17 protein-coding genes are annotated in these 20,707 nt (G+C 68.6%); 4 read left to right on the top strand and 13 right to left on the bottom strand.

The window, feature by feature from the left end; translation table 11 throughout:
- The first annotated feature begins 1,204 nt into the window (after positions 1–1,204).
- Both MYA_RS28300 and MYA_RS28305 read left to right on the top strand, forming a co-directional pair.
- Positions 1,205–2,029, top strand: coding sequence for a response regulator transcription factor (locus tag MYA_RS28300; protein ID WP_011880598.1), 825 nt, complete (start codon positions 1,205–1,207; stop codon positions 2,027–2,029).
- On the top strand, positions 2,022–4,376 hold the full coding sequence (locus tag MYA_RS28305) for a sensor histidine kinase (RefSeq protein WP_014726233.1): 2,355 nt from the start codon (positions 2,022–2,024) through the stop codon (positions 4,374–4,376). The genes MYA_RS28300 and MYA_RS28305 overlap by 8 nt, the downstream gene beginning before the upstream one ends.
- A gap of 100 nt (positions 4,377–4,476) precedes the next feature.
- On the opposite strand, the gene yjfF is transcribed toward MYA_RS28305, so the two are convergent.
- The 4 genes from yjfF to MYA_RS28325 form a co-directional block, all read right to left on the bottom strand.
- On the bottom strand, positions 4,477–5,565 hold the full coding sequence (gene yjfF, locus MYA_RS28310; protein WP_011880600.1) for a galactofuranose ABC transporter, permease protein YjfF: 1,089 nt from the start codon (positions 5,563–5,565) through the stop codon (positions 4,477–4,479).
- Positions 5,562–6,587, bottom strand: coding sequence for an ABC transporter permease (locus MYA_RS28315; protein WP_014726234.1), 1,026 nt, complete (start codon positions 6,585–6,587; stop codon positions 5,562–5,564). The genes yjfF and MYA_RS28315 overlap by 4 nt, the downstream gene beginning before the upstream one ends.
- Positions 6,584–8,098, bottom strand: a complete 1,515-nt coding sequence (locus MYA_RS28320; protein ID WP_014726235.1) for a sugar ABC transporter ATP-binding protein — start codon at positions 8,096–8,098, stop codon at positions 6,584–6,586. Before MYA_RS28320 ends, MYA_RS28315 begins: the two co-directional genes overlap by 4 nt.
- A gap of 70 nt (positions 8,099–8,168) precedes the next feature.
- The gene (locus MYA_RS28325) at positions 8,169–9,131 is read right to left on the bottom strand and encodes an ABC transporter substrate-binding protein (RefSeq protein WP_011880603.1); all 963 of its coding nucleotides are present in this window, start codon (positions 9,129–9,131) and stop codon (positions 8,169–8,171) included.
- A 418-nt stretch (positions 9,132–9,549) separates the two neighbouring features.
- On the opposite strand from MYA_RS28325, the gene MYA_RS28330 reads away from it, so the two are divergent.
- On the top strand, positions 9,550–10,608 hold the full coding sequence (locus tag MYA_RS28330) for a DNA topoisomerase IB (protein ID WP_046425579.1): 1,059 nt from the start codon (positions 9,550–9,552) through the stop codon (positions 10,606–10,608).
- Between the two features lie 40 nt (positions 10,609–10,648).
- Here the strand turns inward: MYA_RS28330 and pqqE are convergent, their stop codons facing one another.
- The 6 genes from pqqE to MYA_RS28355 all read right to left on the bottom strand — a co-directional run bounded on the left by pqqE (position 10,649) and on the right by MYA_RS28355 (position 16,162).
- Entirely contained in the window at positions 10,649–11,773 is a 1,125-nt protein-coding gene (pqqE, locus tag MYA_RS28335) for a pyrroloquinoline quinone biosynthesis protein PqqE (protein ID WP_014726238.1), read from the bottom strand.
- Between the two features lies 1 nt (position 11,774).
- Complete coding sequence (pqqD, locus tag MYA_RS28340) at positions 11,775–12,056, bottom strand: pyrroloquinoline quinone biosynthesis peptide chaperone PqqD (protein ID WP_011880606.1); 282 nt, start codon at positions 12,054–12,056, stop codon at positions 11,775–11,777.
- Positions 12,053–12,772, bottom strand: a complete 720-nt coding sequence (pqqC, locus tag MYA_RS28345; protein WP_014726239.1) for a pyrroloquinoline-quinone synthase PqqC — start codon at positions 12,770–12,772, stop codon at positions 12,053–12,055. The genes pqqD and pqqC overlap by 4 nt, the downstream gene beginning before the upstream one ends.
- 2 nt (positions 12,773–12,774) lie before the next feature.
- Positions 12,775–13,698 carry a pyrroloquinoline quinone biosynthesis protein PqqB gene (gene pqqB, locus MYA_RS28350; protein ID WP_011880608.1) on the bottom strand — a complete coding sequence of 308 codons (924 nt, stop codon included), beginning with the start codon at positions 13,696–13,698 and terminating at the stop codon, positions 12,775–12,777.
- Positions 13,699–13,762: 64 nt separating this feature from the next.
- Entirely contained in the window at positions 13,763–13,837 is a 75-nt protein-coding gene (gene pqqA, locus MYA_RS30575) for a pyrroloquinoline quinone precursor peptide PqqA (protein WP_006410019.1), read from the bottom strand.
- Positions 13,838–14,137: 300 nt separating this feature from the next.
- A complete protein-coding gene (locus tag MYA_RS28355) occupies positions 14,138–16,162 on the bottom strand; it encodes a sigma-54-dependent Fis family transcriptional regulator (RefSeq protein WP_014726241.1) in 2,025 nt (674 codons plus the stop codon).
- A gap of 508 nt (positions 16,163–16,670) precedes the next feature.
- Here MYA_RS28355 and MYA_RS28360 point away from each other — a divergent pair.
- Complete coding sequence (locus MYA_RS28360) at positions 16,671–17,642, top strand: alpha/beta fold hydrolase (RefSeq protein ID WP_014726243.1); 972 nt, start codon at positions 16,671–16,673, stop codon at positions 17,640–17,642.
- Here MYA_RS28360 and MYA_RS28365 read toward each other — a convergent pair.
- Genes MYA_RS28365 through MYA_RS31620 form a run of 3 tightly spaced genes read right to left on the bottom strand, consistent with a single transcriptional unit; the run spans position 17,627 to position 20,568 of the window.
- Positions 17,627–19,927 carry a TonB-dependent receptor gene (locus MYA_RS28365; RefSeq protein WP_014726244.1) on the bottom strand — a complete coding sequence of 767 codons (2,301 nt, stop codon included), beginning with the start codon at positions 19,925–19,927 and terminating at the stop codon, positions 17,627–17,629. The two genes, MYA_RS28360 and MYA_RS28365, sit on opposite strands and share 16 nt — an antisense overlap.
- Complete coding sequence (locus tag MYA_RS28370; protein WP_041494412.1) at positions 19,924–20,184, bottom strand: hypothetical protein; 261 nt, start codon at positions 20,182–20,184, stop codon at positions 19,924–19,926. Before MYA_RS28370 ends, MYA_RS28365 begins: the two co-directional genes overlap by 4 nt.
- A 33-nt stretch (positions 20,185–20,217) precedes the next feature.
- Positions 20,218–20,568: a hypothetical protein gene (locus MYA_RS31620; protein WP_148278621.1), complete on the bottom strand. Its 351-nt coding sequence runs from the start codon at positions 20,566–20,568 to the stop codon at positions 20,218–20,220.
- Positions 20,569–20,707 lie beyond the last annotated feature (139 nt).

Consider the following 20,707-nt stretch of genomic DNA (forward strand, 5'->3'; position numbering starts at 1 on the left):
CCGCAGCCGAAGGCGGCGATCATGCGATGGCACGCCGCCGGCCCGCGTCATCACACCGATGCGCGTGCAACGCCGGATTCCGCCGGACGACGCCATTAAGTCGCCGAACGAACGCATGCCGACCGGCGCCACGGGTTGGTTCGCGCCAGCGACGTCGCGACACCCACCGCTGAGCCGACGCACGCGCTGCGTGCTCGCGAACACCGACAGCCACGACCGGTTCGATCTGTCCCGCACATCGATCCGCCGAGTTCGCCATGTTCATTTCTTTTCATGCCGCGCGACTCACGAAACGTCGCGCGCGACCGCCGCCTGATGAACCGCGCGACCGGCGATCGACGCAAGTTCACTCACCCATTTTTCATTCCGGCATCCCACTATTTTCCAGTTTTTCCACAACATTCAGTGATTGACCGCATGACCACGACATCACATTTATAAACTGACTTTATTTAACTATTTCTGTCTTTCTGCTGTGTCAAACTCTCGTCCGGTTCCGCGTCCTTTCTTTCGTTTTCCGCGTCAGTGCGTTCGAAGGATAGGCGGCTCGCAACGGCCCTCGTGCCTACGGTCGTCGCAGCCCCGGAATCCCAGACTCTGGGAACATAAGTACGCGATGTCACATCGAGCGCCGAGCGCAACAAAGCGCCGCTTCGACCGTTGAATTTCGCGTGGAATACCAGTTGATTGGCCAAACCGGTTCCACTGCTTCGAGGCTAGTTTGCAGGCATTCCAGCTCGCAAACCTTTGCCCGAGCGGACGAAATGTTTTCCCGGCCGGACGATATTTACATTCATACAATCGCGCATCGCGACGGATGCCGAGTGTGAACGCTTTTTTTACGCCCAATAAATACAATGCCCGCTCACGGAGACGATAAAACGATGAATTCGATCTGCAATGCGTACGGAGTCCCGCACGACAAAATCCGCTTCAATCCATCGTTCGGGCCAATTCGATTTCCATTCGCCGGATTCGGAAATAACGACCGGTATTCAGCGGACGTGGCGGCACGGTTTTTGTCGATCCGTTCGCGATTGCTCCGCGCAGCGCCGCGCGTGCCGTGCGCTGTCAATCAAGTCCACACGGATCGCACGGAATCGTTACCGCGGCGCGCGCCCTCGACCTATAATTTTTCGCAATAATCGCGCACATAGATGCATCGAGCCAGCCCAGGCCAACCCTCTCCAACGCGCTCGCAACCATGCCATCCCGTTCGTCCAGTCCGGCGTCGCTCCGCGCCACGCCTGAGCTCGTCGGCGCACATATTCTCGTCGTCGACGATCGCCCGAACGACCTGCGGCTCCTGACCGAGATCCTGCGCTCAGCGCGGTGCCGGATCAGCGTCGCGTTCGACGGCCTGCAGGCGTATCACCGCGCGCAGGCGATCGTGCCCGACCTGATCCTGATGGACGTCCGGATGCCGCGCATGGACGGCTTCGCCGCGTGCCGGCTGCTGGCGTCGACGCCCGACACGCAGAACATTCCGGTCATCATCCTGACGGCCGCCGGCGATCTCGACGATCGCATCGCGGGCCTCGAGACGGGCGCGCTCGACTACATCGTGAAGCCGTTCGAGCCGGCCGAGGTGATCGCCCGAATCCGCAATCACCTGAAACGCGCGCGGCGCAGCCAGCCGTTCGCGCATCTGCCCGAGCTGCCCGATCACCCGGACACCGCGCTGGTGCGCGCGGCCAGCGACATCCTGCTGCGCGAACTGCGCAACCCGCCGACGCTGGACGAACTCGCGCGGCAGGTCGGCACCCATGAGAAGCGGCTGTCGCGCGTGTTCCGCGATCATCTCGGGCAGACCGTATTCGAATATCTGCGCGACACGCGGCTGCGCGCGGCGCAGCACTTCCTCGCCGCGACGTCGATGGGCATCGGCGACATCGCCGAGGAGATCGGCTTTTCGACGCCCGGCAACTTCGCGACGGCGTTCCGCGAACGCTTCGGCGTCACGCCGTCCGACTGGCGCCGCCAGCGCCCGACGGTCGATGCGCAGCCGCCGTCGCATGACCATGCGTAGGCGCGGCGCGTCGGCCGCGTATGCGTTCGGGCTGCTCGTGCGGCTCGTGCTGGCGCTGCTCGCCGCATACGCCGCGCCCGCGGCCGCGGCCGACGACAACCCCGCGCGGCTCGAGGCAGTGGCGTTGCTCGAGGATCCGGGCGCGGCGCTGTCGGCGAGCGAGGTCGCGACGCGGGTGGCCGAGCGTCAACGTCGCGCTGCCGAGCCGGCGCGGCCGTCGTTCAACATCGAATTCTCGCGTTCCGCGTGGTGGGTCGGCGCAACGCTCGTGAACCGCGCGGCGACCCGCCAGCCGATGGTGCTGGCGATACGCGACGCGCGCGTCGATCGCGCCGACTTCTATGTCGAACACGGCGGCCAATGGACGCTCGCCGGCCGCTTCCCGGCCCGCGACGGCAGCCTGGGCGAACCGGTGTCGCGATATCCGGTGCTCGCCGCGACACTGGACGCCGGCGAACGGCTGCCGGTGCTGGTGCGCGTCACGTCGCGCAAGGAACTGAAGCTCGCGCCGAGCGCATTCACGCGCGACGCGTGGCATGCGTACGAGCTGCGCGCGGCGATGTGGGACTTCGGCTTTCTCGGCGGGCTGCTCGCGCTCATGTGGTGTGCGCTGCTGATCGGCTTCTTCTCGCGCAGCGGCACGTTCGCGGTGCTCGCGCTGCTGGCGCTCGGCACCGCGCTGTTCGAGGCGACCTACCGCGGCTACACCGCGCTGTACCTGTGGCCCGGTGCGTACGAATGGTCGGCGCGCGCGGAAATGGTGTCCGTGTATCTGTCGCTCGCATGCTTCATCGCGTTCATTCTGCTGATCGCCGATCGCGAAAAGACCGGCATGCCGATGCGCGCGGCGTACCTGGTGTTCCTCGCATTCGAATGCGTCGGGATGGCCGGCGCCGCGTGCGGCGATCTGCTGACGTTCACGTGGCTCAGCCTGCGGGTGAACGCGGCGCTCGCGGTGATGAACATCAGCCTCGCGCTGATCCTCGCGTTCCGCCGCACGCCGACCGCGCGCGTGATGCTGATCGCGATCTCGTTCGCTGGATTCAACATGCTGATCCGCGTGCTCGACGCGCGCGGCGCGATTCCCGGTTGGCTGCCGTGGCTCCGATCCGACATCTATCCGAACCCGGTGATCGCGATCATCGGCCTCGCCACGCACCTGCTCGTGCTCGCCGCGTGGATCAACCACGTGGGCCGTCAGCGTACCGAAGCGCGCAAGCGCCTCGAGCACTGGCAACTCACCGAACAGGACCGCCTGCGCGACGAGGTCGCGAAGCGCACGGTCGCCCTCAACGACGCGCTGCAGGAAGTCAAGACGCACATGCAGCAGAAGATCGAGACGCTCGGCTACGTCAGCCACGACCTGCGCGCGCCGCTGTCGACCATCCACGGCTACGCGAAGCTGCTGCTGCAAACCGCGACGCCCGGCCAGGCGCGCCTGATCCGCTCGATCGACCGCAGCATCCGCTACCAGCTCACGCTGATCGACGAATTGCTGCAGTACACGCGCGCCGAGCTGCAGCCGCTCGGCATTGCGCCGGACGCGACCGACCTGCCCGGCCTGCTCGACGACATCGGCGACTACGCGCTCGCGCTGTGTGCGCAGCAGAACAACCGCTTCGACTACCGGCCGCTGACGCCGTTGCCGCGCAAGCTGACGATCGACGGCATCCGGCTGCAGCAGGTGCTGCTCAACCTGCTGTCGAATGCGTCGAAGTTCACGCGCGACGGCACGGTCACGCTGTCGATCGGCGCGTACCGGCAAGCGGGCGCGTGGCGGCTGGTGTTCGAAGTCGCCGACACGGGCATCGGCATCGAGCTCGACCAGACGACCGACATCTTCCGCGCGTATCAGCAGGTGCAGGCCGTGAACGGCGGGACCGGCCTCGGCTTGTTCATCGCGCAGCGGATCGTCGGCGCGATGAACGGCGAGCTGGCCGTATCGAGCCAGCCGGGCGTGGGCACGTCGTTCACGTTTCAGATCGTCGCACCGGCGCTCGGGCATGCGTTGATCCCGGCGTCCGCGCTCGCGCGCACCGTGCAGCCAGCGGAACAGATCGACCTGCTCGCCGATGCGCGCGGGATGCGCTGTCCGCCCGACGATGCACTCGATGAACTGATCGTGCTGGCCGGCGAGGGCCGCCTCACCGATATCGAGGAATGGCTTGGACAGCATGCGCCCGCGCCGCGACATGCCGCGTTCGTGCATGCCGTGCGGGAGCGGCTCGACACGCTCGACCTGCAAGCGATCGAACGCCTGGCCGCAGCGCTGAAGCATACGGGCATCGTGGATGCACCGAGTGCGCCGTCGCTCGACGCGGAGCCGGATCTGGCCGGGCCGGCCTGATCGCGGTATGCGCGCAGGCCGTCGTCGGGCGGTGTGCGGTGCGAGGCCAGCGCGCCACGCATGCACCCCGCGCCGCCGCATGGCCCGCACCGCCCTCACGCTACAACCGCGGCATCGTCGACACCAGCGCCGCGTCGTCGCCCGGCGCAGCGGCCGCGGGCCGAGCGGTTTCCCGCGTCGCGCGCTTCGGATCGAGCCCGCTGCCGCCGGTGCGGCGCCGTGCGGCGTGCCGCTCGATGACCCGCTGCAGCAGACAGAACACGCACAGCAGCGCACCGATCACGATGCGCGTCCACCACGAGCTCAGCGTGCCGTCGAACGTAATGAGCACCTGAATCGTGCCGAGAATCCCGACGCCGAACACCGAGCCGATCACGTAGCCCACGCCGCCCGTGAGCAGCGTGCCGCCGATCACGGTCGCAGCGATCGCGTCGAGCTCCATCCCCTGTGCCTGCAGTCCGTAACCGGACAGCACGTACAGCGTGAACACCACGCCGCCGAGCGCCGAGCAGAAGCCGCTCAACGCATACACGCCGACTTTCGTGCGCGCGACCGGCAGCCCCATCAGCAACGCCGAGCGCTCGTTGCCGCCGATCGCGTAGACGTTGCGGCCGAAGCGCGTGAAATGCGCGACGTAGATCGCGCCGGCCAGCGTCGCGAGCGCGATCAGCGCACCGGCGCTGAGCATGCCGCCGCCGAGCGGCACGCTGATGCCCGCGAGCGCATGGAACGTCGGCTCGTTGATCGTGATCGATTGCGTGGTGATCAGGAAGCACGCGCCGCGCGCGAGGAACATCCCGGCCAGCGTGACGATGAACGGCTGCAGCCGGAAGTAGTGGATCAGCGCGCCCATCGCCGCGCCGTACAGCGCGCCGAACAGCAGCACGATCGGCACGATCGCCCACACCGGCCAATGCAGCCGCTCGGCGCCGACCGCGCACAGGATGGTTGTCAGCGCAACGACGGAGCCGACCGACAGATCGATGCCGCCCGACACGATCACGAAGGTCATCCCGATCGCGACGATCAGCAGGAACGCGTTGTCGACCAGCAGCCCGGTCAGCACCTGCATGGAGAAGAAGCCCGTATACATCACGGACCCGAAACCGAACAGCGCCGCGAACAGCGCGATCGTCACGACGATCGGCAGCGTGCGCGGGTCGGTGAGCCGTGCGAGGAATCGGTTCATCGCGGCGTCGCTCCGGTGGTGGCGCGCAGCGCGCGCGTCGCGTGGCGCAGCGCCAGCGCGCGCGCCGCGTCCGACTGGATCAGCGTGACGACGATCACGACGATCGCCTTGACGACGAGCGTCGCCTCGGGCGGCACGCCGATCGAATAGGTCGTGTAGGTCAGCGTCTGGATGATCAGCGCGCCGAGCACCGAGCCCGCGAGGCTGAAACGGCCGCCGAGCAGCGACGTGCCGCCGAGCGTCACGGCGAGGATCGCGTCGAGCTCGAGCAGCAGCCCTGCGTTGTTGCCGTCGGCGCTGCGCACGTTCGAGCTGGCGAGGATGCCGGCAAGCGCCGACAGCACGCCGGAACACAGATAGACGCCGAACACGACGGCCCCCGCGCGCAGCCCGACGAGCCGCGTCGCGACCGGATTCACGCCGATCGCGCGGATGAACAGGCCGAGCGCCGTGCGGTTGACCAGCAATGCGATCGCCGCGATCGTCGCGATCGCGATCCACACCGAGCACGGCACGGCCGCGAGATAGCCACCGCCGAGCGCCAGGTAGCCGGGCGCGGCGATCGGAATGATCTGTCCGCCGGTGAGCAGCTGCGCGATCCCGCGCCCCGCAACCATCAGGATCAGCGTCGCGATGATCGGCTGCATCCCGACGAACGCGACCAGCACGCCGTTCCATGCGCCCGCCAGCAGCCCGACGCCGAGCGCCGCGGCGAGCGCGACGCCGACGCGCGACGGGTCGCCGTCGAGCACGATCGCGGCCGCCGCGCCGGCGATCGCGACGATCGCGCCGACCGAGATGTCGATGCCGCGCGTCGCGATCACGAGCGTCATCCCGAGCGACACGATCACGAGCGGCGCCGCGCGATTCAGGATGTCGATCGGCGCGCCGAACAGATGGCCGTCGAGCAGCGAGATCGACAGGAAGCCCGGCCGGTGCGCGACGTCCAGCGCGAACAGCAGCGCGAGCGTCAGCACCGGCCACGCGAGCGAATGACGAAACAGCGAACGCAGCCGCGTCATGAGCGGCCTCCCGCGATCAATTGGTACACCTGCTCCTCCGAGGCATCGCTGCCGGTCAGTTCGGCGACCTTGCGGCGGTCGCGCAGCACCGCGATCCGGTGACTCACGCGCACCACTTCGCTGATCTCCGACGAAATGAACAGAATCGCGAGCCCCTGCGCGCACAGCGCGAGCACGCGCTCCATGATGTCGAATTTCGCGGCGACGTCGATGCCGCGCGTCGGCTCGTCGAGAATCAACAGCTTCGGCTCCGTCGCGAGCCAGCGCGCGAGCAGCACCTTCTGCTGGTTGCCGCCCGACAGCAGCCCGATCGGCTGCTCGGCGTCGCGCGCCTTGATGCCGAGCCGCTCGATGTACGTGTCCGCAAGCTCGCGCTGGCGCGCCCGCCCGATCAGCCGCCACCAGCCGCGCCGCGCCTGCAGCGCGAGCACGATGTTTTCGCGAATCGACAGCGCGGCGACGATGCCCTCCTTCTTGCGGTCCTCGGGGCAATACGCGATGCCGTTGTGCACCGCGTCGTGCGGCGACGCGAGCCGCGCGCGCCGGCCGTCGATCTCGATTGCGCCGGTGTCGGTGCGCTCCGCGGCGAACGCGAGCCGCGCGGTCTCCGTGCGCCCCGAGCCGAGCAGCCCGGCCAGCCCGACGATTTCGCCGGGCCGCACGTCGAGATCGAGCGGGCTCATCATCCCGCGCCGGCCGGCGCGCTGCATCGACAGAAACGGCGCGCTCGCGCCGGCATCGCGCTGCACGGCCGCCGCGCCCGCCTGCAGCGTGCCGGACACCGGCTCGCGGCCGGTCATCTTCGCGACCAGCAGGTCGACCGGCAGCTCGCGCGCGAGGTACTCGCCTTCGCGCTCGCCGTTGCGCATCACGGTGATGCGGTCGGACACCGCGTAGGTCTGTTCGAGAAAGTGCGTGACGAACAGGATCGCGATCCCCGACGCCTTCAGCCGGCGCAGCACGTCGAACAGCCGCGCGACCTCGCCGTCGTCGAGGCTCGAGGTCGGCTCGTCGAGGATCAGCACGCGCGCGTCGACCGACACCGCGCGCGCGATCGCGACCATCTGCTGCACGGCGATCGGATACGCGTCGAGCGAGCGCGTGACGTCGAGCGACAGGTCGAGCTCGGCGAGCGCGTCGCGCGCACGCGCATGGATCGCCTTCCAGTCGATCGCGCCGCGCCGCATCGGCTGCCGGCCCGCGAAGATGTTCTCCGCGACCGACAGGTTCGCGCACAGGTTGACCTCCTGGTACAGCGTCTGGATGCCGGCCGCCTCGGCCTCGCGCGGCGCCGCGAAATTCACCGGCGCGCCGCCGACGCGAATCTCGCCCGCATCGTGCGCATGCACGCCGGTCAGCACGTTGATCAGCGTCGACTTGCCCGCGCCGTTCTGGCCCATCAGCGCATGGATCTCGCCCGGAAACAGCCGGAAGTTCACGCGCTGCAGCGCGTTGACGCCCGGAAACGCCTTGTCGATGCCGATCATCTCGACCACCGGCGGATTCGTCATGGATCGCCCTCGATTCGTTGAAGTGGCCGGACGGCGGCGCGACGGCCACCGTCCGCGCCGCAAGCGACGCTCAGTACTTGCGGGTCGGCAGCACCTGCGCGGCGACGTTCATCGGGAACACGGTCTCGTTCGTGACGATCCGCTTCGGCAGCTGCTTGCCGGCCACCACCTCCTTCACGGCGGTCATCAGCTGCGGGCCGAGCAGCGGGCTGCATTCGACGTCGACGTTGATCTTGCCCGCGACCATCGCCTGGAAGCCGCCCTTGGTCGCGTCGAACGACACGACGCTCACGTCCTTGCCGGGCTTGATGCCGGCCTCCTCCATCGCCTGGATCGCGCCGAGCGCCATGTCGTCGTTGTGCGCGTAGACGACGTTGATCTGCTTGCCGTAGGTCTTGGCGAACGCTTCCATCACCTGCTTGCCGCCGGCGAGCGTGAAGTCGCCGCTTTGCGACGCGATCACCTTGAACTTCGGATTGTTCTTGATCACCTCGAGCAGGCCCGCGCGGCGGTCGTTGGCCGGCGCCGAGCCGACCGTGCCCTGCAGCTCGACGATGTTGATCGGGCCGGCGTCGTTCTTGTAGCGCTCTTCGAGCCAGTGGCCCGCGCGCCGCCCTTCCTCGAGGAAGTCGGAACCGATCATCGTCACGTACAGCGACGGGTCCTTCACGTCGACGCCGCGATCGGTCAGGATCACCGGAATATGCGCGGCCTTCGCTTCGGTCAGCACCGGCTCCCAGCCCGACTCGACGACCGGCGAGAACGCGATGACGTCCACCTTCTGCGCGATGAACGAGCGGATCGCGCGGATCTGGTTCTCCTGCTTTTGCTGCGCGTCCGAGAATTTCAGGTTGATGCCGGCCTCCTTCGCCGCACTCTTCACCGACACGGTGTTCGCCGTGCGCCACGCGCTCTCCGCGCCCACCTGCGAAAACCCGAGCGTGATCTGCTTTTGCTGCGCGTAGGCGCCGGTGGTCAGCAGCGTCGCCGCCGCGACGATCGCGCCGGTCGCCAGCTTCCTGATGAATGTCATGGTCCGTCTCCGATGATGTCGTTGTATGCCGCGGCGCCGGCGTGGCGCGGTGCCGCGCTGCGCTGTTGTGGTTCTGCGTCGCGCGGGCGCGGTGCGGGGCCCCGCGAGCCGGCGCTTGCGGCCGGCCCGGAATAGACGCCCCGCATCAGTCTAGGAACAAGTCCGATAACCTGCCAATGAAATCTTGGATTGAAGCGATACAACTATCGGCATACGTATAAACACTGATCCGCGGCGCGCGCCACCGCGAGCCGTGCCGCAGGCCGTGCAATCGGCCCTGGAGCGGCGCCGGCGACGCGGCGCACGCAACTTGCTCCGGCGCTCAGGCTCGTTCAAGACAAGGAGAACCGCGATGCGTGCCGGACGCGAACCGAAATCGCAGCGCGCGGCCCCCGGCCGCCGCCTGCCGCGCTGCAGCATGACGAAGCGCCCGTCCCGCTCGAACGGCGGCGCGCGGGTGGACGCCGCGCTGCGCCACGTCGACGACCGGCATCCCGGCTATACGCGCCGGCGCGTGCGCAACGGCTTCGCGTATTACGGACAGGACGGCCAGCGCATCCGCGACCCCGACGAAATCGCGCGCATCAACGCGCTGGCGATTCCGCCCGCGTACACCGACGTGTGGATCTGCATGGACCGGCGCGGCCATCTGCAGGCCACGGGCCGCGACGCGCGCGGGCGCAAGCAGTACCGCTATCACCCGCTGTGGCGCGAGACGCGCGACGCGAACAAGTACGCGCGGATGGCCGCCTTCGCGGCTGCGCTGCCGCGGATCCGCGCGCGTGTCGCGCGCGACCTCGCGCTGCCGGGAATGCCGCGCGACAAGATCGTCGCGACCATCGTCCGCCTGCTCGACACCACGCTGGCGCGGATCGGCAACACCGAATACGCACGCGAGAACGCGTCGTTCGGGCTGACGACGCTGCGCAAGCGCCACGTGACGATCCGGCCCGGACAGGTGCGGCTGCGCTTCACCGGCAAGAGCGGCATCGAGCACGACGTGACGGTGCAGGACCCGCGCGTGGGCCGCATCGTGCGACGCTGCGCGGAGCTGCCGGGGCACGAGCTGTTCCAGTATGTGGACGACGACGGCGCGCGCCATTCGGTCGGCTCGTCCGACGTGAACGACTACCTGCGCGAAGCGGCGGGCGCGGAGTTCACCGCGAAGGACTACCGGACCTGGGCCGGCAGCGTGCAGGCGCTGGCGCTGCTCAGGCGCATCCCGCACGAGAGCGTCACGCAGGCGCGCAAGCAGATCGTCGAGACGGTGCGGGCCGTCGCCGGCATCCTGCGCAACACGCCGGCGGTGTGTCGGCGTTGCTACATCCATCCGGTGGTGCTCGACACGTTCGAGGCCGGCCTGCTCGACACGTTCGAGGTGACGCGCAAGCCGCGAGGGCTGCGCGCGGACGAAGCGGCGTTCGTCGCATTGCTCGAGCAGGCCGAGCGCCGCTCGGCCCGGCCGCAGAAAAAATGACGCGGGAAGTGACGCGGGCCGCGCCGGCCCGCGGTCGGCGTTACAGCCCGAGCGAATTCGCCGTGCTGCGAAACACCAGCGGACGCTCGTCCTGCCGCTGCTCGCGGCGGGCGAACTGCACGGCCTGTTCGACCCGGCCGTGATGGGCCGATTTCGAGCACACCGGATCGGCCTCGGCCGGATCGCCGGCCAGCATGTACGCCTGGCAGCGGCACCCGCCATGATCGACATGCCGCTCGTCGCAGGTGCGGCACGGCTCGCGCATCCAGCCGTCGCCGCGAAACGCGTTGAACGCGTCGCTGTCGTACCAGATCTCCTTCAGCGACTGCTCGCGCACGTTCGGCAGCGTGAGGCCGGGCAGCGAGCGCGCGGCATGGCACGGCAGCGCGGCGCCGTCGGGGGCGACGCCGAGGAACACCGAGCCCCAGCCGTTCATGCACGCCTTCGGCCGCTGCTCGAAGTAGTCGGGCACGACGAACAGGATCTTGCAGCGCTCGCCCACCAGCTTGCGGTAGCGGTTGACCGTTTCCTCCGCGTCGCGCAACTGCTCGGCGGTCGGCATCAGCTGGTCGCGGTTGAGCATCGCCCAGCCGTAGTACTGCGTATTGGCGAGCTCGAGAAAATCCGCGCCGAGATCGAGCGCCATCTCGATGATCTGCCCCACGTGCGGCAGGTTGTATCGATGCAGCACGCAGTTCAGCACCATCGGATAGCCGTGCTGCTTGATGAGCCGCCCGACGCCGCGCTTCAGGTCGAAGGTGCGCGTGCTGGTGAGAAAGTCGTTCAGCTCGCGCGTCGAATCCTGCAGCGACAGCTGGATATGATCGAGGCCGGCCGCCTTGAGCCGCTCGATGCGCGTCGCGTTCAGGCCCACGCCCGACGTGATCAGGTTGGTGTAGAAGCCGAGCGAGCGCGCATGCCCGACCAGTTCTTCCAGATCGTCGCGCTGCAGCGGCTCGCCGCCGGAAAAGCCGATCTGCGCGGCGCCGAGCGCGCGCGCGTCGCTGATCACCGTGCGCCACGCGTCGGTGTCGAGCTCCGCGCCGTGCGTCGCGAAATCGACCGGGTTGTAGCAGAACGCGCAATGCAGCGGGCAGCGGTACGTGAGCTCCGCAAGCAGCCACAGCGGCGCCGACGGCCGGTTCTGATCGGGGGTCGTGTCCATGTCAGTCGAGCCAGCCGCGCAGCCGCGCATGATCGAGGAAGCGGTAGACGTCCGACGCAAGATCCGACGTGCTGAACAGCTGCTCGAGTTCGCCGATGATGTCGTCGAGCTCGCGCGTGCCGTCGCAGCGCACGAGGATCTCGCCGGCACTCGGGTTGAGCCGGACCATCCCTTCCGGATACAGGAGCACGTATGCGTCCTGGGCCGCCTCCCACTGCAGGCGGTACATGCCCCTCAGCGAGGGGCGCAGCGGCACGCCGCTGACGGCTTCGTTCGAGTTCATGCGGGATATGCCTTTTCGATCGCATCGAGAATCTGCCACAGGACATCCAGCTTGAACGACAGGATGTCGAGCGCGCGCCGTTGCGCGTCAGGTGTCGTGAAATGGCTCAGCGTCACCGCGAGCCCGTGCTCGACGTCGCGCTGCGCGAGCGGCACGCGGCTGCGGAAATACTGCAGGCCGTCGGCCTCGATCCACGGGTAGTGCGACGGCCAGCCGGCCAGCCGGTCGAGGTGGATCTGCGGCGCGAACATCTCGGTCAGCGACGAGCACACGGCTTCCTGCCACGGCGCGCGACGCGCGAAGTTGACGTACGCATCGACCGCGAAGCGCACGCCCGGCAGCACGCGCTCGAGCGACCACAACTGCGCGCGCTCGATGCCGACCGCCTCGCCGAGCCGCGCCCACGCCTCGATGCCGCCTTGGCTCTCGCCGTGCCCGTCGTGGTCGAGAATCCGCTCGACCCACAGGCGGCGCGTCTCGCGGTCGGGGCAGTTCGACAGGATCGCCGCGTCCTTCAGCGGAATGCTGATCTGATAGTAGAAGCGGTTCGCGACCCAGCCGCGAATCTGCTCGCGCGAGCATTCGCCGGCATTCATCCGCCGGTTGAACGGATGATGAATGTGATAGCGCGATTCGAGTGCGCGCAGGCGCGCCTCGAACTCCTGCGCGCTCCAGGGCGTCGCGTGCAGCGCCGCGGCGGGAATCGGTGCGTTCATGGTCAAACCTCGAATTGCATGCCGTCGTGGGCGACCTCGATGCCGTGCTCGCGCAGCTGCGCACGCTCGGGCGAACCGGGGTCGAGAATCGGATTCGTGTTGTTGATGTGGGTGAGGACCTTGCGCGTGCTCGCGGGCAACACCCCGAGCCGCTCGATCATCCCCGGGTGCGCGGCGTCGCCGCGCTGCGCGAGATGCCCCATGTCGGCCGCGTGCTTCGACGACAGGCCGAGGTCGATCATCTCCGTCCCGGTCCAGAAGGTGCCGTCCACCAGCACCAGCTCGGCGTCGCGCATCGCGGCGCGCACGCCGTCGTCGACGTCGGCGAGCCCCGGCGCGTAGAACGCCTGGCGGCCGGTGGCCGTGTCCTGAATCAGCAATGCGATGTTGTCGCCCGGCACGCTGGCTGCGCGATGCGGCGAGTAAGGCGGCGGCTTGCTGTCGACCGGCAGCGCGGTGAAGCGAAGGCCGGGTGCGCCGGCGATCGCGAACGGCTCGCGCAGCGCGATCGGGTTCACGTCGACGCCGCAGTAGTGGCCGAGCAGCGGGACGAGCGGCAGCCCGGTCGACAGGTCCTCGAGCACCGGCGCGCTCGCGTAGAGCGGCAGCGGCGAGGTACGCTCGCGCAGCATCAGCAGGCCCGTCACGTGATCGATCTGCGCATCGCACAGCATCACGGCCGCGATCGCGCTGTCGCGGATCTGCCGTGCCGGTTGCAGGTCGGGATCGGCGCGCAGCTGCGTGAGGATGTCCGGCGACGCGTTCACCAGCACCCAGTCGACGCCGTTGCCGCTGACCGCGATCGACGACTGCGTGCGCGGCACGATGCCGCTGCTGCCGGTGCGGGCGCGACGGCAGTTGCTGCAGTTGCAGTTCCATTGCGGCAACCCGCCGCCGGCGCCCGAGCCGAGTATCTTGATCTTCATCTGCGTGTGCTCCGGGTGCTGCCCGCATCGGGTTCGCCGACGCGGGCGGCACTGCGTGCGTCGATCAGCGGTTGGCGATGTACATCGTGATTTCGAAGCCGAAGCGCAGGTCGGTATAAGCCGGGGTGGTCCACTGCATGATGTGTCTCCTTGTTGAGTTGGTAAATCGAACAACCGCATCGATCGAGCGGCCGTTACCAGTTCAGCAAGGAGCGTGCCGGGGCGGCGGGCGCGCGGCGCGGCGGCGTGCGCGGGCCTGCGCGGGCGTGCGACAGCCGCCGCATCGTGACGACGCCGCCATTCTTACGATATACCAACGAAACTCTTTCGGAATCCGTCGGGCGACACGCTCGGGTGTGCCCGATGGGCGTTGCAGGTGTTGAATCCTTGAACACCGGGTGTTGCAACATGACACACCGGTGTGACACTCGCGGCGGCGTCAGCGCGTTTCGGGCTCCGTCGCGTCCTGGGCGGCGGCCGGCATCTTCCGGTAGATGGTGTTGCGCGACACGCCGAGCGCGCGCGCCGCGGCCGATACGTTGCCGCCGTGACGGGCGAGCGCGGCCGCGATCGCGGACGCGGCCACGTCCTGCAGCCGCGCATCGCTGGCGGCTGCCGCGGCCGCCGCGGCGGCCAGCGGCGCGGGCTCCGCCGCGAGCGACGCCACGTCGTGGCCGTTGGCGGCCGGTGTCGGCTCGCGCCGCACGTCGTCGAAGAAATCGTCCGGCAAATGCTCGCGGCGAATTTCGCCGTCTTCGTCGACCATCGCGGCGGCGGTGCGCAGCAGGTTCGCGAGCTGCCGGAAGTTGCCCGGCCAACCGCAGCGCTCGAACAGCGCCATCACGTCGGGCGCGACGCTCAACGGGCGGCGGCCTGGGCCCGACAGCGTCTCCCGCTGCAGCATCTTCTGCACGACCACCGCGAGGTCGGTGCGATCGCGCAGCGGCGGCAGGCGCACGACCAGGCCGTTGAGCCGGTAGTACAGGTCTTCGCGGAAGCGGTTCTGCGCGATCATCTCGCGCAGGTCGCGGTGGGTCGCGCAGATGATCGCGATGTCCACGCCGATCGCCTTGGTCGAGCCGAGCGGGTTGACGATGCGCTCCTGCAGCACGCGCAGCAGCCGCACCTGCAGCGGATACGGCATGTCGCCGATCTCGTCGAGAAACAGCGTGCCGCCGTTGGCCTGCAGCAGCTTGCCGGTCGCGCCCTTGCGCCGCGCGCCGGTGAACGCGCCTTCCTCATAGCCGAACAGCTCGGATTCGATCAGCGTCTCCGGGATCGACGCGCAGTTCACCGCGACGAACGGACCGTCGCGGCGCGGCGAGTCGTTGTGGATCGCCTGCGCGAGCAGCTCCTTGCCGGTGCCCGTCTCGCCGGTGATCAGCACCGGGATGTCCTTGCCGATCACCTTGCGGACCTTCGCGATCACGGCCGCGACCTGCGGATCGCCGGTGTCGAGGTAGCTGAGCCGCGACAGGCTCGCCGCGTTCTGCGCAGCGGTCGGCCGCGCGGCCTGCGCCGTGCCGCCGTCGTGGACTTCGGCCGGGCGGCTGCCCTCGGCCCGCGATGCGCGCCGGAACTGCACGCGCGCGCAGACCACCGCGCCGTTGCCCAGATTCAGCGACACGTGCGGCTCGGTGCTGGCACGCATCCGGTCGATCAACTGCGCGCTCGTCACGTCGAACAGCGACGCGAGCGTATGCGCGCGCAGCGCCGCGAGCGGCATCCCGAGCTGGAATTGCGCACTGCGGTTGGCCGACAGGAAGCGGCCGTCGGCGGTGAACGCGACGATCCCCTCCATCAGCGTGCCGAGGAATTCGGGGCGGCCGTGGAACGACACCTGCAGCGTTTCCTGGAAGGTCGTCGTGAACAGATGGTTCTCGATCATCTGCACCGACATCTTCGCGAGCGCCATCGTGTGCTGGTGATAGCTGCGATGGTCGCCCGTCACGTCGAGCACGCCGATCGCGTCGCCGTACGGATCGAGAATCGGCACGCTCGAGCAGGTGAGGAAATGGTTCGCGGCGAGAAAGTGCTGGTCGCCGTGCACGACCATCGGACACAGCTCGGCGAGCGCGGTGCCGATCGCGTTGGTGCCCTGCCGGTTCTCGGCCCAGTTCGCGCCCGGGCGCAGCGCGACGCGCTCCGCGCGTCGCAAGAAATCGTCGTCGCCGATCGAATGCAGGATCAGGCCCTCCGCATCGGTCAGCACGATCATACTCTGCGTGTTGACGATCTGCTCGTGCAGCGTCTCCATCACGGGCATCGCGTGGACGCACAGCACGCGGTTCTGCTCGCGCTTCAGCGCCAGCGCGGTGCCGGACAGCAGGTCGTAGTCGGGGCGTGTCGACGCCTGCAGACCGAACGTTTCGGACCGCTCATGGGACTTCTGGATCGTCGGCGTCGGCCAGCCGGGCACTTGCGGTGCCCGAGCGCCGGCCGTCGGATAAACGTCATCGCGCATTGTCTCCTCCGGGGATCCTTCCGGTCGATGCCGGACTCTTTGCCATCGATGCAAGCAAACATCGGGCCACAGGGCGGCCCGCTCATCGAGGTCGTGGCGTTGCGTCGGCGTCCGGCCGACATTGAAAGGAAAATGAAATCGGCATCGCGAGGCACGTCGTGCGATGCGTTTCCGGTACGGCCCAGTGATAGCGCGAAACCATGGCGCACCGCCACCCGGACGAATCCCTAGGGTCTGTTCACGCTAATAGCGGACTTGCGCTGGCCCCACGAACGAATTTTTCCAAATAGGCGAACGTGCCTTTGCGCCCGCACGGCGGCGTCGTTCGTCGTTGCAATAGCTACGGCTATTGCGCCTCCTCTCTTCTTGCCCTGCGGGCGCAAAGGCCCGTTCGCAAGCCCGCTATTAGCGTGAACAGACCCTAGCTTGCGCGCGGGCGCGATTCTCGCTTCAGTGGACGCAAGCGCGCGGCGCGCCGTCGCCGCCTTCTCCCACTACCCCGACCGACATGAAGCACACCTTCAAGCGCCTGCACTGCGACGCCTGCACGATCGCATGGACCGAAGCCGGCAACCCGCTCGGCGAGCCGATCGTCGTGTTGCACGGCGGCCCCGGCAGCGGCAGCCGGCCCGCGGTGCTGAGCCTGTTCGACCTCGAACGCATGCGCGTCGTGCTGGTCGACCAGCGCGGCGCGGGCGCATCGACGCCGCGCGGCGGCTTGCGGCACAACGACACGACGCGGCTGCTGCGCGATCTCGACGCGCTGCGCGCGCAGCTCGGCATCGCGCGCTGGGGCGTCGTGGGCGGGTCGTGGGGCGCGGCGCTGGCGCTCGCGTATGCCGGACGGTATCCGTCGCGCGTCAGCGGCGTCGTGCTGCGCGGCCTGTTCCTCACGTCGTCGCGCGAAGTGCGCGCGTTGTTCGTCGGCATGCGCGCGCACGCGCCGCGCGCGTGGCGACGCCTGATCGACGCGGCCGGCACCGCGCGCGCCGAGCGCCTGACGACCAGCTTCGCGCGACGGCTGCAGCCCGGCGCGAGCGCGGCGCGGCAACGCGCGCTCGCGCTCGCGTGGAGCGCCTACGAAGACGCGATCCTGACCGGGCGGCCGACCCGCCGCACGCGCACGACGCAACCGGCGCTCGAGCGCCTGATCGACAAGTACCGGATTCAGGCCCATTACCTGCTGCACGACTGCTGGCTCGGCGAGCGCCGGCTGCTCGCGCTCGCGCGACGGGCGGCCGACGCCGGCGTGCCGATTCACGCGGTGCACGGCACGCGCGACCGCGTGTGTCCGGTCGACAACGTCGCGCGCCTCGCGCGCGCGGTGCCGGCCGCGCTCGTCGAGCGCGTGCCGGCCGGCCATCTCACGCGCGACGCTGCGCTCGCGCGCGGCGTCGCCGCGGCGGTGCGCGCACTGCCGGCCGTCATGCCGGCCGATCGGCACACGGCAGCCGACGCGCCCGTTCAGTCCCACGCATAGCGCGCGCCGAGCCACGCGCCGCGCGGCGCGCCGGGCCCGACGAACTGCTCGTTGACCGGATTCAGCCCGTCGAACGAATGATTCGGGCCATTGAAGAAGTTGCGGCCGAGCGTGCCGAAGTTCGCATAGCGCTTGTCGAGCAGATTGGTGACCGACGCGAACAGTTGCAGATGCTTGGTCGCCTGCCACGTCGTGTCGAGATCGATGAGGAAATAGCCGGGAATCGTGCCGTTCGCGTCCTGGTTGTTCTCGTCGCCGCGCGCGAATACGCCGCCGCGATACGTGAGGTTGGTGCCGATGTTCCACTTCGGCGTCGCCGCGAAATCGAGCCGCAGCTTCACGGTGCTGGCCGGAATGCCCGGAATCCGGTCGCCGGAATGCACGACGATGTTGCCGCGCGCGTCGGCGCTCGAATTGCTCGCGCTGCTTTCGGTCCACGTCGAGCGGTAGCGCGCATCGACATAGCTGTAGCTCGCGCCGATCCCCACCGGCCCGAGCCGCGTGTGTCCGGCCAGCTCGACGCCTTGCCGCCGCGTGTTGCCGACGTTCTGGAAATAGCCGAGCGTGCTGGCGCCGCCGTTGCTGCTGATGAACTGGATATCGTCGGCGAGCGTGGTACGGTAGACCGCCGCGCTCCACGTCGTCGCCTGGCCCGCGCGGCCGCGCGCGCCGAACTCGAAGGTCTTCGCGATCACCGGCTTGAGCGCCGGATCGGCGAGAAAGTCGTTCGGCAGCGAACACGGCGCGGCCGGGTCCGCGCAGGCGAGCTCGATCGCGGTCGGCGAGCGCATTCCCTCGTTGTAGGTCGCGTACGCGGTGAAGCCCGGCACCGGATTCCACGTGACGCCGACGGCCGGATTGAACCGCGAGAACGTATGACGCGCGGTGAGCAGCGGCTGCTGGCCGCTCACGTCCTCGATCGCGGCGCGCGACCAGTCGTAGCGGCCGGCCAGCGTCAACGCCCACTGCTGCGTGAGCGCGAGCGTGTTGTCGAAGTACACGCCGTAGTTCGCGTTGCGCGTCCGGGCGCGGGTCGTCTGCGTGAAGTCGCCGACGCCCACCGTCGCGCGCGTGTCCGTGAACGCCGCCTGCTGCGACGCCTGCTCGAAACCCGACGTCGCGAGATCGGCGGACGCGCCCATCACGAACTGCTCGTCCATGCCGGCGAGCTTGCCGAGCAGCGTCAGCTGCAGCGCCGCGCCGTAGCTGTCGGTCGTGATCGTCGAGCGGTCGTTGGTCCCTTGCACGGTGTCGACGGCGCCGCTGTCGTCGACGCTGCCGAAGTCGTCGTTCACGTTGCTGCTGGTGTTCGTGTTGCGGTAGTGCCGGTAATGAACGCCGCCGCTCAACTGCACCTGATCGTTGAACGCATGATCGCCCGACAGCGTGACGTACGCGGCGCTGTTGCGATTCAAATCCGGATAGGTGTACGCCTGCGCGCGGTTGTCGAGAAACGAGCGCGGAATCGTCTGCGTGCCCTGCAGCGCGTTGTCGGCGCCGCCGGCCGAGATCGACAGCGTCGTGTCGGCATCCACGTAGCGCAGCTTGCCGAAGCCCTGCCGTACGCGGCTCGCGTTGTGATCGGCCCAACCGTTGTCGTTCGCGACGTTGCCCGTCACGTAGTAGTCGAGCGCGCTGCCGATGCGCCCGCCCTGCTCGAACTGCGCGGTCTTGCGCCCCCATGAGCCGCCGGACAGCTGCGCGGCGCCGCCGGGGCTGGTCCTGCCGTTCTTCGTCGTGATCGCGAGCGCGCCGCCGAGCGTGTTGAGCCCGTAGGTCGGGTTCGAGCCGGGAATCAGCTGCATCGTGTCGATCGCGGCCTGCGGAATCAGATCCCAGTTGACGACGTCGCCAAACGGTTCGTTCACGCGCACGCCGTCGACGAACACCGACAGCCCCTGCGGCGTGCCGACGACCGGTGACGCGGTGAAGCCGCGGTAGTTCACGTCCGCCTGGTACGGGTTGCCCTGCGCGTCGTTGATGTCGATGCTCGTCACGTTGCGCTCGAGGTAGTCGGTCAACACGCCGCGGTGCTGCCGGTCGACGTCGTCGCCACGTATCGTCTGGACGTTGGCCGGCACGCGCGACAGCGGCGTGCCGATGCCGAGCAGCGGCGTCGTGCCGACGACGACGATCGGCGCGAGCGTCTGCTCCGCGGCCGGATCCGACGGCGCGACCTGCGCGGCAGCGGGCGTCAGCCAGCCGCCGCGCAGGTCGCCGACCCACAGCGTTGCGCCGGCGCGGCCGGCGGCCCGGCAGCGCTTCGCCAGTTCGGCTTCCTTCATTTACGGGTCTCCTCAGTCGTCTTGTCGTCGTGTTGTCGTGTATAGCGATACAGCAGGCGCAGGCGCCGTATCGGCGGCCGCGGTCGGTTTCGCGTCATCGGCTGCGCGCCCGCGGCGAACGCGATGCCATCCGCGTGCTGACGATGCCGGACACGTGCGTGCGACACCGTCTCCGTCGAGCCCATTGAATCGTTCTGGAAATGGCATCCGGTTTCGCGCTGCATGAATCGCTTCGTGATCCAGATGGCAAGAAGCATGCCGAAATGCCGGTCGCCTTGCGGGTGGCCTTGTCAGCGCGAAGCCGACCCACTCACCCGCGGACGCATTGCGACACTGGGCCACGCGCGTGTTGCACTTCGTGTCACCGCCGCTGCACCTGTGTCACTTTGGATCAGCACGGCGCGGCGCATGCCGCGAGATGCGCCGACATGCGCGGCGCGATGCCCGTCGGCGCCGGCACCGGAACTGCGCAATCGGTGAAAACCAGCGGCGCGCGACGGCTTCATCTCGTTGATCGATGCGAGCCGGCCCGCCTCGAACGCGAGCACGGCGCAGCGTGCATCGTTGTTCCGCCGCACGATGAATGCACTGTCATCTTTAGCAACACTACACGCACGGTTGTCCCCGAACGCAACAACCATTGATCAACCGCAACCATCGGCACGCGACCGCACGGCGCGCGCGAATCGCCCGCTGCGCGTTGCGCGGCAATGCTCGCGCATCAATGGCATGCGATTTGCGTTACTGGCTGCGCACTGATCCCGGAACCCCACCCAGCCG

The organism is Burkholderia sp. KJ006 (assembly GCF_000262695.1).
GTDB classification, from domain to species: domain Bacteria; phylum Pseudomonadota; class Gammaproteobacteria; order Burkholderiales; family Burkholderiaceae; genus Burkholderia; species Burkholderia vietnamiensis.

Bases quoted from the DNA above. Each gene is read 5' to 3' on its own strand.
- MYA_RS28300 (WP_011880598.1), top strand. From the start codon at position 1,205: ATGCCATCCCGTTCGTCCAGTCCGGCGTCGCTCCGCGCCACGCCTGAG.
- MYA_RS28305 (WP_014726233.1), top strand. From the start codon at position 2,022: ATGCGTAGGCGCGGCGCGTCGGCCGCGTATGCGTTCGGGCTGCTCGTG.
- yjfF (WP_011880600.1), bottom strand. From the start codon at position 5,565: ATGAACCGATTCCTCGCACGGCTCACCGACCCGCGCACGCTGCCGATC.
- MYA_RS28315 (WP_014726234.1), bottom strand. From the start codon at position 6,587: ATGACGCGGCTGCGTTCGCTGTTTCGTCATTCGCTCGCGTGGCCGGTG.
- MYA_RS28320 (WP_014726235.1), bottom strand. From the start codon at position 8,098: ATGACGAATCCGCCGGTGGTCGAGATGATCGGCATCGACAAGGCGTTT.
- MYA_RS28325 (WP_011880603.1), bottom strand. From the start codon at position 9,131: ATGACATTCATCAGGAAGCTGGCGACCGGCGCGATCGTCGCGGCGGCG.
- MYA_RS28330 (WP_046425579.1), top strand. From the start codon at position 9,550: ATGACGAAGCGCCCGTCCCGCTCGAACGGCGGCGCGCGGGTGGACGCC.
- pqqE (WP_014726238.1), bottom strand. From the start codon at position 11,773: ATGGACACGACCCCCGATCAGAACCGGCCGTCGGCGCCGCTGTGGCTG.
- pqqD (WP_011880606.1), bottom strand. From the start codon at position 12,056: ATGAACTCGAACGAAGCCGTCAGCGGCGTGCCGCTGCGCCCCTCGCTG.
- pqqC (WP_014726239.1), bottom strand. From the start codon at position 12,772: ATGAACGCACCGATTCCCGCCGCGGCGCTGCACGCGACGCCCTGGAGC.
- pqqB (WP_011880608.1), bottom strand. From the start codon at position 13,698: ATGAAGATCAAGATACTCGGCTCGGGCGCCGGCGGCGGGTTGCCGCAA.
- MYA_RS28355 (WP_014726241.1), bottom strand. From the start codon at position 16,162: ATGCGCGATGACGTTTATCCGACGGCCGGCGCTCGGGCACCGCAAGTG.
- MYA_RS28360 (WP_014726243.1), top strand. From the start codon at position 16,671: ATGAAGCACACCTTCAAGCGCCTGCACTGCGACGCCTGCACGATCGCA.
- MYA_RS28365 (WP_014726244.1), bottom strand. From the start codon at position 19,927: ATGAAGGAAGCCGAACTGGCGAAGCGCTGCCGGGCCGCCGGCCGCGCC.
- MYA_RS28370 (WP_041494412.1), bottom strand. From the start codon at position 20,184: ATGCTTCTTGCCATCTGGATCACGAAGCGATTCATGCAGCGCGAAACC.
- MYA_RS31620 (WP_148278621.1), bottom strand. From the start codon at position 20,568: ATGGTTGTTGCGTTCGGGGACAACCGTGCGTGTAGTGTTGCTAAAGAT.